The sequence below is a fragment of the Arthrobacter sp. GMC3 genome, from assembly GCF_002929305.1.
Taxonomy (GTDB): domain Bacteria; phylum Actinomycetota; class Actinomycetes; order Actinomycetales; family Micrococcaceae; genus Specibacter.
Genome location: NZ_PJIO01000005.1, coordinates 131460 through 144732 on the forward strand (window position 1 = coordinate 131460; position 13273 = coordinate 144732).

11 protein-coding genes are annotated in these 13273 nt (G+C 60.5%); 8 read left to right on the top strand and 3 right to left on the bottom strand.

The annotated features are described in order from the left end of the window. Positions 1-18: 18 nt before the first annotated feature. Positions 19-897: a fumarylacetoacetate hydrolase family protein gene (locus CXQ94_RS10455; RefSeq protein WP_104089630.1), complete on the bottom strand. Its 879-nt coding sequence runs from the start codon at positions 895-897 to the stop codon at positions 19-21. Positions 898-1032: 135 nt separating this feature from the next. Here CXQ94_RS10455 and CXQ94_RS10460 point away from each other — a divergent pair, with 135 nt between their 5' ends. Then, positions 1033-1425 (top strand): RidA family protein, encoded by a 393-nt coding sequence (locus tag CXQ94_RS10460; protein ID WP_104089633.1) that lies wholly within the window; start codon positions 1033-1035, stop codon positions 1423-1425. A gap of 22 nt (positions 1426-1447) precedes the next feature. Here the strand turns inward: CXQ94_RS10460 and CXQ94_RS10465 are convergent, their stop codons facing one another. Continuing rightward, positions 1448-2299 carry a PaaX family transcriptional regulator C-terminal domain-containing protein gene (locus tag CXQ94_RS10465; protein WP_258066987.1) on the bottom strand — a complete coding sequence of 284 codons (852 nt, stop codon included), beginning with the start codon at positions 2297-2299 and terminating at the stop codon, positions 1448-1450. 187 nt (positions 2300-2486) lie between these two features. Next, positions 2487-3506, bottom strand: a complete 1020-nt coding sequence (locus CXQ94_RS10470) for an AraC family transcriptional regulator (protein ID WP_104089639.1) — start codon at positions 3504-3506, stop codon at positions 2487-2489. 177 nt (positions 3507-3683) lie between these two features. Here CXQ94_RS10470 and CXQ94_RS10475 point away from each other — a divergent pair, with 177 nt between their 5' ends. The 7 genes from CXQ94_RS10475 (at position 3684) to CXQ94_RS10505 (ending at position 13136) form a co-directional block, all read left to right on the top strand. Continuing rightward, positions 3684-4481, top strand: a complete 798-nt coding sequence (locus CXQ94_RS10475) for an SDR family oxidoreductase (protein ID WP_104089642.1) — start codon at positions 3684-3686, stop codon at positions 4479-4481. Positions 4482-4537: 56 nt separating this feature from the next. Then, positions 4538-5773: a styrene monooxygenase/indole monooxygenase family protein gene (locus tag CXQ94_RS10480; RefSeq protein ID WP_104089646.1), complete on the top strand. Its 1236-nt coding sequence runs from the start codon at positions 4538-4540 to the stop codon at positions 5771-5773. A gap of 47 nt (positions 5774-5820) precedes the next feature. After that, positions 5821-7569: a flavin reductase gene (locus CXQ94_RS10485; RefSeq protein ID WP_104089649.1), complete on the top strand. Its 1749-nt coding sequence runs from the start codon at positions 5821-5823 to the stop codon at positions 7567-7569. A 50-nt stretch (positions 7570-7619) separates the two neighbouring features. Further along, the gene (locus tag CXQ94_RS10490; protein WP_104089651.1) at positions 7620-9269 is read left to right on the top strand and encodes an NAD(P)/FAD-dependent oxidoreductase; all 1650 of its coding nucleotides are present in this window, start codon (positions 7620-7622) and stop codon (positions 9267-9269) included. A gap of 64 nt (positions 9270-9333) precedes the next feature. Beyond that, positions 9334-10107 (top strand): cyclase family protein, encoded by a 774-nt coding sequence (locus CXQ94_RS10495; protein WP_104089653.1) that lies wholly within the window; start codon positions 9334-9336, stop codon positions 10105-10107. 95 nt (positions 10108-10202) lie between these two features. Further along, positions 10203-11861, top strand: coding sequence for a thiamine pyrophosphate-binding protein (locus CXQ94_RS10500; protein WP_104089655.1), 1659 nt, complete (start codon positions 10203-10205; stop codon positions 11859-11861). Positions 11862-12194: 333 nt separating this feature from the next. Further along, positions 12195-13136 (top strand): alpha/beta fold hydrolase, encoded by a 942-nt coding sequence (locus tag CXQ94_RS10505; RefSeq protein ID WP_104089657.1) that lies wholly within the window; start codon positions 12195-12197, stop codon positions 13134-13136. Positions 13137-13273 lie beyond the last annotated feature (137 nt).

Here is a 13273-nt window from a genome sequence, read left to right on the forward strand (position 1 = left end):
TTTTGGTTTGCTCTGTGCTTAGCGGGCGGCGTTGGCGCCCTGGCGGATCCGGACCCGGTTCTCGAGCCGGCCGATCCCGCCAATTTCGGTGCTGAGAATGTCCCCGTCTGCCAGGAAACGCGGCGGGTTCATGCCCATGCCCACGCCCCCGGGCGTACCGGTTAAGACCACGTCACCCGGGCGCAGCGTGGTGAATTGGGAGATGTAAGACAGCAGCTTGGCCGGGCCAAAAACCAGCGTGGCGGTGTTACCGTGCTGGACCAGCTCGCCGTTGACGCGCCCGCTGACCGCAAAGCCGTGGCCGGCCGGGAATTCGTCGGCGGTGACAAGCACCGGACCCAGCGGAGTGGTGGCGTCGAACGCCTTGCCCTGGAACCACTGCAGTGTGCGGTTTTGCCAGTCCCGCATGGAGACGTCGTTGGCCACTGTGTAGCCGGCAATGGCTGCTTCCGCCTCGTGCTCCCCTGCCCGGGTCAGCTGTGCTCCGACGACCACGGCGAGCTCGGCTTCCCAGTCGACACGGTCGCTGCCATACACCTCGATGGTGTCCGTTGCACCAATCAGTGTGTCCGCGTATTTGGCGAACAGCGTGGGGTATTCGGGCAGTTCGCGGCCCATCTCCTGGATGTGGTCGGCATAGTTCAGGCCGCAGCAAATCACCTTGCCCGCGGTGGGCAGCAACGGCGCCAGATCCGCCTCATGGGCGGGGACGACGCCGGCCGCCTCGCCTCCCAGCGCTTCCGCTTGGGCGAGTGCCGCTGCGGCGAGGGCTTTCCAACCACTGCGGGCAAGTAACTCCCCTACGTTTAGTGCAGGCAGGGGCAGGTAACCGTCCACTCCCAGGGCAAGTGCCGCCGTCGTACCGTTTCCGCAGGTGCGCAAGGTGGCAAGCTTCATGGAGGCTGTTCCTTTCAAAAAGAGTATGTCGACTTTTTTACGACCGTCGCATAAGCTCAATGTAGCACCGTTTGAGAGTTGTGTCACAGGATTTTTTCAGACGATTTTCTTTCCACACCGAGCAGAAGGAAGCACATGCCAAACATGACGATCAACCCGTCCATCCTGCCCAAGCCCTCCGGATACGCCCACGGGATACTGGCGGGGAGCACCGTCTACCTGGGCGGGCAAACGGCACTCGATGCGGACATGCAAATTGTCCCAGGCGGCATCGTGGCGCAGTTCAAGCAGGCATTTGGCAATGTCCTGACCACGCTGGCAGAGGCCGGTGGCCGCCCAGAGGACTTGGTCAGCGTAACCATCTACCTCACGGATGTGGACGACTATATGGCCAACGGACGTGAGATTGGCCGGCTCTGGCGTGAAATGGCGGGGTCGGAGTATCCGGCCATGGCGGGGATCGGCGTCAGCCGGCTGTGGCAAAAGGAGGCCCTGATCGAAATCCAGGGTGTTGCCGTTATCCAATAATCCCGGTTGGCATGGCGGGGTGTTAGGTCATCAGCGCCCGGGCGTGGGCCGCGGCAAGGGGCGCGAGCAGCCGGTGAATTTCCAGGAAGGTGGCCCGGGCTTCCTGCCCTTTCCAGTCCTTGGGCAGGTATTCGGGGGCGAGGCCGGGGTCCTTGTAGGGAAACCGGCGCCAAATGGTCAGCATGGGGATGTAGCAGCGGAACGCGTCCCGCCTCAGCTCAGCCGTTGATTCGGCAACTGCACGTTGGGGATCGGCGCCAACTTTGGCCGTCCACTTCACCACGTCGCCAGCGTAGAGGTCCAGGAACTCGGCAAATTGTTCATCCAGTGAAGCCAGATGCCACCATTGGGCAACCTTGGCGGGCAAGTCGCCGTCGGCCACGTGATCACCCTTGAAGAAGTCAACGAACTGGTCAAGTCTCAGGGTCCGGAGCCTCTCTTTGGTCCGCTCCAGCGCAGACGCTGGCGCCACCCACACTCCCGAGGTCATCGACCCAAACCCGAACCCAGACAGGACGGTACGCAGTTGATGGCGGCGATTGCGCAGTGCTTCGGGAACAGAAAAGATGGCCAGTACCCAGCCGTCGGTGGCATTCGTTGGTTCGGCGGAAAAGATCCGCTCATCGCCTTCCAGGAATAAGTCGGCAACCGTTGAGGACAGTTCATACTTGGCGACGTTGCCGTCCTTCACGCTTTTAAGGACCCCTTTGGCCTTCAAACGTGACACTGCGGAGCGCACCCCCGAGTGGTCATAGCCCAAATCGCCGAGCATGTCGATGAGCACCGAAACCGGCATTGCCTGCCCGGCCCCCCGGCAGTAGAGGCCGTAGAGGGTGATGATCAGTTGATGATGCCGAATCGCCGGCTCAGTCACGCTCAACGGGTCTTCGCCGCCGCGGCGCCCACCCATGGCATTGCCGGGCCCGCATCAGAGTTGTGTTCGCGCATACGGCCAAGTCTATGTCGACTTGATGCCGTTCGTCGGCAAAGCGGGAGGCCGGGCAAGGTTGGCGTCCCCAGCAACCGGCTTCGTGAACAGATGTCACGAAGGCCGTTCAGGATTAGACCTGCCCCGGACCGCGCAGGGTCTGTGAGGGCGGGAACCCGTATTGCTGCCGATAAGCCTGGGCAAAACGCCCCAAGTGCCCAAAACCGCAGCGTTGGGCAATATCCGTCACACTGTCAGTCCGATGGTCCCCCTCACTCAACATTTGATGGGCTCTGCGCACCCGTGCCTCACGGAGCATGTGAGACGGGGTGCTGCCAAGATCCTTGGCAAGCGCAGCCTGGAGCGTACGCACCGAAACACCCAACGCCTCGGCCAAGTCTCCGACACTAAGATCTTCTCCGCTGTGGGCCTGGAGGAGATCCTGAAAATCGGCAACCAAGGCCGAAGAATGCGACCCCTGAAGTGCGGCGTGCCCTTGTCCTTGCGCAGTGGAGACGTTGGAATTCACTGCCAAAAGCCAGCGGGCAAGGACCATCTCCTCGTGGAGCCGGCGCACATAGGGCGTAGGTGCGGCCTCCGGGGCGTTGAGCAGATCGTGATACTCGAAGACCGCGCGGATGAATAATTTCCCCTCCGGCGTAGCCACATTCATGCTGTCAGCCAACTGCAACGGCGCATCAAGCGCAGTCCCGAACAGCGTGGTGGCCGCGTTGCCCAAGACTTCCCTCGGTGCAGTAACGATCAATTGGGGTGTTCCCGCCTCCCACACCATGGAGAAATTTTGGTCGATGGGCGGGATGGAGGCAAGGGCCGGGGTCGAGTCGACAGTAGAGTTCGGGCTGCTCAGCCGGGCCCGGCCTGACAGTGGCACCTGAACCATAAAGAACGTTTTCAACGCATCCGGTTCTATGCGGACCGCGGCCCCGTAATCCAAGAGGTGCACCCCAAAACCTCCGCCGGTGGAGCGAAGATTCAACTTCACCGAGCCCCGAACCGAAAGCGGCCGTAATTCGTGCCGGCAGAAAAGCTCGCTCACCCGATCCTGAGCCTCACCCGGATCCCGCGTTCTAAGCGTTGGCAAACCGTCAAGCACACTGCTGGCATCAGGAGCAGCTGGCTGCTGGATCAGCATGTGAACGCTCCTTGGTGATGACCGGAAATGGGGCTTGCAGCCGTGCACCGTCGAGGCTGCGCAAAGTGGATGAGAGCTGCGCGATGCGGATAGTTACGCGCTGGCAGTGTGGATAGATTTCTCTTCAGGTCATTCATTATGACATGAATCACATACCGTTTTGCCGGAAGGAATCTCATGAAACCACTTCAGGACCGCGTTGTCCTGCTGACAGGAGGCGCAACCAAGGTGGGCGCCGGCGTTGCCGCTTCCCTCTTGGCCTCCGGGGCCAAGGTCATCGTCGCGGACATCGATGCTGAAGGCGGTGCGGAGCTGGCGGTCCAGTACCCTGGTGTGGAATTCCATGCGCTGGACATCACCGACGACGCAGCGCTCGAATCCCTGATCGCACACATAGGCACCGCGCACGGACGGCTTGATGGCCTGGTCAACCTGGCCTGCAGCTACCTCGACGACGGGATCGGATCCGGCCGGGCCGACTGGCTGACCGCGCTGAACATCAACGTGGTCAGTGCAGTCATGCTCACCCGCTTGGCCCGCCCGCTCTTGGCGGCCTCCGGTCACGGGGCGGTGGTCAACTTTACGTCCATTTCGAGCAGTGTTTCGCAAACAGGACGCTGGCTCTACCCGGCCAGCAAGGCAACGCTTGTCCAGGTCACTCGTTCAATGGCCGCCGACCTGGCGGGCGACGGGATCCGGGTGAATTCGGTCAGCCCCGGCTGGACCTGGTCCAAGATCATGGACACGCTCAGCGGCGGAGACCTGGCCAAGACCGACGCCGTGGCCGCACCCTTCCATTTGTTGGGCCGGGTCGGGCGTCCCGAGGAAGTGGGGCATGTGGTGGTATTCCTGCTATCCGACCAGGCTTCCTTCGTCACAGGCGCCGATTGGGCGGTCGACGGCGGCTACTCGGCTCTTGGCCCCGAACGCAACGAACCCGCCATCGAACTGCTGGCAGCTCCCGCAACGCACTAGTTTTTCTGCGCTCCCCCTCTAGCAAGAACAAGCATCAAGGTTAAGGAACAGAAACCATGAATTCACGAACCATCACCATTGTCGGTGCCGGACAGTCCGGCCTCCAGCTCGGAATCGGCCTGCTCGACGCCGGATACAGCGTCACGCTTGTTTCCAACCGAACCCCGGAGCAGATCCGTACCGGCTCCATCGCCTCCAGTCAGTGCATGTTCGATCAAGCGTTGAGCCACGAACGTGTCCTTGACCTTGACCTGTGGCCTGTTGCCCCACCAGTAGAAGGCATCTCCTTTACCGTTGCCCCACCAGAGGCGCCGGGGGTCAAGGCCATGAACTGGTCACACAGGCTCGACGCACCGGCACAGTCCATTGATCAGCGGGTGAAATTCCCGGCCTTCATGGAGGTCTTTGAAGCCCGCGGAGGGACCCTGGTCATTGAGGAAGCCGGAGTTGAGGATCTTGAACGGTATGCGAGCGCCAGCGACCTTGTGATTGTGGCTGCGGGCAAGGGCGAGATCGCGGGCCTCTTTGAACGCGACGCCCAACGTAGCCACTATGCGGCCCCGCAACGTGCCCTGGCCTTGAGCTATGTGAACGGGATGACACCGCGCCCGGAATATTCAGCCGTGAACTTCAACCTGATCCCCGGCGTCGGCGAGTACTTTGTTTTCCCGGCACTGACCGTGACAGGTCCCTGCGAAATCATGGTTTTTGAAGGGCTGCCTGGCTCCGACATGGACTCGTGGAAGGGCTTGAGCCCGCAGGAGCACCTGGCAAATTCCCTGCGCATCCTGAACACATATTTGCCTTGGGAGGCCGAGCGTTGCGCCGGGGTTGAACTGACCGACCCCAACGGCGTTCTGCAGGGACGCTTCCCACCTACCGTTCGGAACCCACTTGCCACCCTGCCCTCCGGTAAGACGGTATTGGGTATGGCCGACGTCGTGGTCCTCAATGATCCGATCACGGGGCAAGGCTCCAACAATGCGGCAAAGTGTGCGGCCGCCTATCTGGCCGGCATCCTGGAACACGGCGATGGCGCCTTTGACAACGCCTTCAAGCAAGGCCTCTTTGAAAGCTACTGGCGCTACGCCCGGCACGTTGCGGACTGGACGAATGCGATGTTGGCGCCTCCAGCTCCGCACGCTATGCAAATCCTGGGTGCCGCGCAGGAAAACCCGCAGATCGCCAGACGCTTCGCCAACGGATTCAACTACCCGCCGGACTTTGCCGAGTGGTTCATGAGCCCGGAGGCCGCAACCGGTTATCTGGACTCCTTCCAAGCAGCGCGTTAACCGCTTCAATCGTTAGCATCCTCCTTCACACCCATCTGGAGCATTCAATGCGTACCATCGCCATCGTCGGGGCCGGAGAATCTGGTGCCCAGCTTGCCCTCGCACTGCAACGTTCAGGGCACACCGTCACCCTATTCTCCGACCGCTCCGCCCAGCAGATTCGCAGCGGATCGATCACCTCGAGCCAATGCGTCTTTTCCTCGGCGCTTCGTGTCCAGCAGCCACTGGACATCCCCGGGGCGACCACCCAGGAACTGGGCATCACCGGACTTCACCTGAATATCTCCGGGGGCAATATCGTCGGGGACGTGGAACGCGAAACCATCGACTGGACGGGAATGCTGGACCGCCCAGCGCTGTCGGTGGACCAGCGGGTCAAGTCAGCGTATTGGATTGAAACCTTCATCACCCGCGGAGGCGACTTCCGCATCGAGAAACTCTCGGTGCGGCGCCTGGAGGAACTCACCACCCTCTTTGACTTGGTGATCGTGGGTACAGGGAAAGGCGAACTGGGACAAATCTTTGCCACAGACCGCGCTAAGTCCCCGTTTGATCGGCCCCAACGGGCGGTGGCCGTCACCTACGTTTTGCCAGCCCACGCCACCGGCGAAGAAATAGACTCCGGGCACATTCGCATGAACATGGTGCCAGGGGTTGGCGAATTCTTCACCTTCCCCGGCATCAGTACCCAAGGACCGTGCCAAATGATGGTATTTGAGGGCCTGCCCGGAGGTCCCATGGATTGCTGGGACAAGGTCGCCACACCCGAAGAGCACCTTGAAACCTCCCTGGGTATTCTGCGCGAGCACTTCCCCCATGAATACTCGCGTTTCGCCGGTTCAGTGCTCAATGATCCGGGCGCCGCATTGCGCGGGCGAATCAACCCGGTGGTCCGATCGGCCGTGGGTACGCTGCCCGGAGGCCGAATCGTCATGGGCGTGGGAGATGCAATCATGCTCAACGATTCACTCACCGGGCAAGGATCCAATAACGCAACCCTTGCTGCTGACCACTACGCCCGCGCCATCGATGCCCGGGGTGAGGAAGAATTCGACGAGCAGTGGATGCTGCGGACCTTTGACGAATTCTGGCGGGGCTGGGGCCAGTTTTCCACAGTATGGACCAACTCCATGCTGCGTGAGCGCAAGGACTGGCAGCTGAAACTGCTGGCCAAGGCCGCGCATCACGAAGCCGTGGCAACTGCACTGGCCAATGGTTTTGACGATCCCCGCACTCTCTTCCCCTGGTGGTTTGAACCGGAGGAAGCCGAGGCGTTCTTGGACAGGGCAGTTGCCGAGGAAAGCGCGACCTTTGACCTTCGAGACTTCCGTTCCACCTTGGGGCAATTCGCCACCGGCGTTACGGTGGTAACGACCCGCACGCCGCAGGGGAACAAGGTTGGCATGACCGCCAACTCCTTCACTTCCGTCTCCATGGATCCTCCTCTGGTGCTCTGGTGCCCCAGCAAGTTTGCCCCCTCCCTGGACGACTTTGAGGCCTCCACGCACTTCGCCATCAACGTGCTCGAATCCTCCCAACACGTGCTCTCGCGTCAATTTGCCACCCCGGCAGAGGACAAGTTCGCCGGAGTGGAAACTGTGGAGGGAGTGGCGGGGCTGCCGTTGCTGCAAGGGGCCGTTGCTACCTTCCAATGCCGCACGGTAGCTAGGCACCAGGCAGGAGATCACGTGATCTACGTAGGCGAGGTTGAAAAATACACCCGAACCGAGGGAGATCCCCTGGTATTCCATGCCGGAGCCTACCATCGCACCGCTATCCACCCCGATTTCAGCTAAGTGGTGCTCGAGCCACACCTGCCTGATCCGCCCCTTGAAGGGAGACAACCTTGAACACGTTCCACTCTGCCCGTACCAGTACCTCCGACTACGTGGTGATTGGATCCGGGATCAACTCACTCGTGGCAGCTGCCGAATTGGCGCGTGCAGGTGCAAGTGTGACCCTGTTGGAGGAAAGGGACCGGCTTGGCGGATTCATCGATTCGGGCGAGCTGACGGAGCCAGGGTTCATCCATGACACATTTTCCTCCTGGCACCCGCTGTTCATGGCCGGCGCGGCCTACGCCGAACTCGGGCAAGAGCTGCACCGCCACGGTTTGCGCTACCTGAATACCGAGGATGCGGGCACGCCATGGGTGTGCGGCAGCGTAGGAACAGATGCCAAGGGAAGGGTCGCTACCGTGCTCGCTCAACGGGACCCAGTGGCAACCGCCCATGCCTTTGAATACGCTGCGGACCGTGAGGCCTATGCGGTGATGCTCCATGAGTTCGGGGCCCAAGCGCCCGTCATCTTTGGCGCGATGGGCAGCGAGATGAATCTGCCAAACGTGGCAAAACTGGGGTTCAAGGCCCTGCGTATGGGCTTCACGAAGCTTCAGGGCCTGCTACGTCAGGGATTGATGAGCGGTCGAAACCTTACCCGTAGCCGCTTTGTTGGCGACGAAGTGGACCAGCTGTGGGCGCCTTGGCTCTTGCATGCCGGGCTTGGCCCCGACCAGGTCAGCGGTGGGGTGATGCTCCCGGTGATGGCGGCAAGCATGCACCAATTCGGTTTGCCCATTGTTGCGGGCGGGGCTCGCGGGTTCGTAGCCGCCTTTGAATCCCTCCTTCGAGAAAATAGCGTAACAATCCACACCGGGGTGAGAGCTGATTCGATCCTCACGAGGGACGGCCGTGCGGCGGCAGTGATCACGGCATCCGGGACGTTCGAGGCCAGTCGCGGCATTTTGGCCTCAGTCTCGGTGCCACAGATCTACGATGAACTGCTCGCCGGTCCCGAAATCCCACACCGGATAAGGACCCTGGCCGGCCACTACCAACCAGGCCGGGCGGCCATGCAAATCCATGTGGCACTGGATGCTCCGGTCCCGTGGTCCGACGAACGGCTGGCCCAGACCCCGTTGATCCACCTTTCCACGGGTTCAAATTCGACGGCGATCGCCTGCGCCCAGGCAGAGTCGGGCCTGCTCCCGGCCAATCCCACCATTGTCATCGGCCAACAATGCGTGCTGGATCCTTCACGTGCACCGGCTGGCAAGGCAACACTGTGGCTTCAATTGCAGGAGCTGCCCTTTGAACCCGTCGGCGATGCGGCCCACGAGCTGGATACCAGCGGAGGCTGGAATGAAAAGCTTGTTGCCGCCTACGTCCAAAGGGTGCTATCACAGATCGAACACTACGCACCGGGCTTGCGGGAACTGGTGCTGGGAATCAAGGCCATCAGTCCCCGGGAATTGAGCGAAGTGAACCGCAATGCCGTGGGAGGAGACCCGTACGGCGGCTCGGCTGAGCTGTTCCAAAACTTGTTGTGGCGTCCGCTGCCGCAGCTCGGCAAGGGCCGTTCGCCCGTAAAGGGCCTGTGGCATATTGGTGCAGCCACGCATCCTGGGCCGGGGCTCGGCGGCGGATCCGGACATTTGACGGCCCAACAACTCATCCACCGCAGCAAAAGCCCGCTCCGCCAAAAATCCAGCACGTGAGCAGGTATCTTGTGGGTAACGAGAAACAGGCTAGCTTGTCACACATCACAAATAAGGAGATTCAATGAGTCCTGTCCAAGCAGTCCTTGCAGCCCTGGCATCCGGAGCGGTTGAGGTCGTTGACCTGACGGCGCCCCTGTCCGCAGAAACCCCCACCCTGGTACTTCCTGAACCCTTCTCCAACCTGATTGACTTCAGCCTTGAGGAAGTCTCCGCCTACAACGATCCGGGCCCGTATTGGAAGCACCACAACATCCATACCGGCGAACACATTGGTACGCATATTGATGCACCCATCCATTGGATCTCAGGCCGCGAAGGCAAGGACGTTTCCCAACTGGAACCGGCACGCCTGATGGGGCCCGCCGTCGTCCTGGATTTCACGAAGGAAACAGAAGCGGATCCGGACTTTCTGGTGGACGTGGCCCACCTGCTTGCCTGGCAGGAAGAATACGGGGCTTTCCCGGCCAACGCGTGGCTGCTCTTCCGCACCGGCTGGGACCAATACGGACACGACCAGCAAGCCTTCTTGAATCTGGACGAGAACGGATCGCACACCCCAGGCTTCACCGCAGAATGCGCACAGTGGATGGCGCAGGAACTGGAAATCTCCGGCATTGGAGTGGAGACAGTGGGGATCGACGCCGGCAATGCCGCGGCACTAAACCCGCCATTCCCGGTCCACAACTTCCTCCTTGGCGCGGACAAATACGGCATCACCTCGTTGAAGAACCTGGCCAAACTGCCCGTTTACGGCGCCATGATCGTAGTGGCCCCCTTGCCCATCGTAGGCGGCACAGGAGCCCCGGCCCGCGTCATGGCACTGATCCAAAAGTAGCGGCGATCCGCCACGGCGGCCGGACAGAAACGGCCGGCACATCCCAGAAGAACCCCATCCCAGCCCTGACCAACCCGGCACCGAAGGAATCTTTCATGAACGTCGCTCAACTTGTCGGCAAGACACTCGCCCAGCTTGGCGTAGGGCATTGCTTTGGGGTGGTCGGCTCGGGAAACTTCACCATCACGAACACCTTGATGGAGCACGGTGTTCCGTTTACGGCGACCCGTCATGAGGGCGGGGCTGCGACCATGGCGGACGCCTTTGCTCGGACCAGCGGGCAGGTGGCGCTAGTTTCGGTGCACCAAGGGTGTGGGCTCACCAACGCAGCTACAGGAATCGGAGAGGCCGCCAAGTCTCGCACCCCGATGATCGTGCTGGCCGCTGAGGCTGCGCCAAGTGCCGTGTATTCGAACTTCGCTATGGACCAAGACGGTTTCGCCGCCTCCGTCTACGCTGTCTCCGAGCGTGTGCACAGCGCTCAAACGGCAGTCGCAGACACCATTCGGGCCTATCGTAGGGCAGTAAATGACCGCCGCACGGTGGTGCTGAACCTGCCGCTGAACGTCCAGGCCCAGGAAGTGCCCGACGACGTCGGGCAGTCGACGGCGAAAATCTCACCTGCCTTAACCGTCCGCCCTTCGCGGGCAGCCTTTGCCGCACTTGCGGAGTTGATTCAAAATGCCCAGCGCCCGGTCTTTGTGGCCGGGCGCGGAGGCCGCGGAGCCAAGTCGGAGATCCTTGAACTGGCCAGGCAGGCGGGTGCACTTGTGGCGACCTCCGCCGTCGCCAAGGGTCTCTTCAACGACGATGACTTCAACCTCGGCATTTCCGGTGGTTTCTCATCGCCGCTGGCCGCCGAGCTCATCACCGGCGCCGACTTGATCGTGGGTTTCGGCTGCGCCCTGAACATGTGGACGATGCGCCACGGCCAGTTGATCAGTGCGAACACCAAGGTGGTCCAGATCGATCTAGAGGATCAGGCGTTGGGCGCCAACAGGCCCGTCGATCTGGGTGTGCTGGGTGACTCGGGCGAATGCGCCACCGATGTTCTCGCCGAAATCAAACGCCAGGTGCCCGCGCCGCGTGAGGGTTACCGCAGCGCCGACGTTGCCGCCCGCATCAAGGATGCCATTCATTGGCAGCAAGTTGAGTTCGAGGATCTCGGTGACCCACAACGAATCGATCCTCGCACGTTGACAAAACGGCTGGATGAACTGCTGCCAACCGAGCGTATTGTCAGCGTGGATTCCGGGAACTTTATGGGCTACCCGAGCCAATTCCTCTCCGTGCCTGACGAGTTCGGATTCTGTTTCACCCAGGCCTTTCAATCCATTGGACTGGGCTTGTACACCGCTATTGGTGCAGCCCTGGCCCAGCCGCAGCGCCTGCCCGTTCTGGGGACAGGGGACGGTGGATTCCACATGGCTATTGCGGAACTGGACACGGCCGTGCGCCTGAACATGCCCTTGGTGTGCATCGTCTACAACGATGCCGCCTACGGTGCCGAAGTGCACCACTTCGCGATCGATAATCCAGAGGCGGACATGAGTTCAGTCCAATTCCCGGACACCGATTTCGCCGCCATTGGACGTGGCTTTGGCGCCGATGGCATCACAGTTCGCAGCGTCGCGGACCTGGATGTGGTCAGTGAATGGCTGGATTCGAATCCCAGCCGTCCCCTCGTGATCGATGCAAAGATCGCCTCGGATTCCGGTTCCTGGTGGCTGGCTGAGGCATTCAAGGGGCACTAAGTCTCGATCCACCGAGAGGGTGCTCTGCCGTGCCCAAATCGGCGCTGGGCTGCTCCGACAGCACAGCGGACTAGCACCAACGCCCCGGTATCCCCCGCCCGGACTATTGGTGACAAATAACCATCATCCCAAGTGATGAACTTTCCTTTTCCATTGGCATTCCATTGCGCAAATGTGGGTAAATATAATTACGGAAATTGACCAATTGATCAATCAATTACTGGACCCGATTGGCGATAGCCAGTAATTATCCTGCGGCATATATTGGCTTCCTTAATACGCCTGCCAATTTCCGGACGGTGGCAGATCCCACAAAACGACAGATGGATGAGAATGAGAAAGTTTCTAAAGATTGCGCTGAAGGTAGTGGCCGCCCTGGTGGCAGTAGTTGTTGCCGCTCTGGCAACCACCACAATCGTCAATGCCAGTGCCAGCAAATCCGAGGCGTCAAAGATTGAACGCTACGGACAACTGGTTCCCGTGGATGGCAAGAACATGAACGTCGTGGTGGAAGGCGACGCCGCTCAAACCGTGGTGCTCCTTCCCGGCTTCGGTACGGCTTCACCGGCCCTTGACTTCAAGCCGCTCATTGCTGAACTGGTGCCGCACTACAAGGTAGTTGTGGTGGAACCCTTCGGCTATGGTCTCAGCGATGAAACGGACAAGCCTCGAACAAGTGAGAATATCAGCAACGAAATCCACGCGGCCTTGGCGGGTCTGAACATTGATCGCTACACGCTGATGGGCCACTCCATCGCAGGAATCTATGCCCTTGACTACGCCACGAGGTTCCCTCAAGAACTCATGGCCTTTGTGGGGATCGACAGCAGCGTCCCCACTCAGCCGGGCATGGACGATCCCCTTCCAATTGGCGCCATGAAGACCGCCAAAGCACTGGGCCTGACCCGCATACTTATGTCACTGGCCGGGGATCCTTACGCTGGATTGCCCTATGACGATAACACCAAAGAACAAATGAAATTACTGTCCCTGAAGAATAATTCCACCAAGACCTATTCAAATGAGATGGAGCATTTCAAAGAAAACTTTATGGCCGGAAAGTCTCAGTCATTTCCACGGGAGCTACGCGTGCTTGAATTCGTCCAAAGCAATAACACTGACGTAGAGGGCTGGTTGCCCCTGCATCAGGAACAGGTGGCAAGCGTCGATCACGGCGAACTGGTCCTCCTGGATGCCAGCCACTACCTCCACCACACCAAGTCCAAGGAAATCGCCGAAAACTTCACGCGTTTCATGGCCCAGCAAGGCGCGTAACCCGCAATGGCCCAGCCCGGTGCGCAATCGAGAAGATGGACGATTGCGTACCGAGCCGCCGGCGTGATAACTTTTCGTTAATCGTGATCAATCGGCTGGAGGTGATACCCATGAACGCAGTATCGGCAATGGGTGCA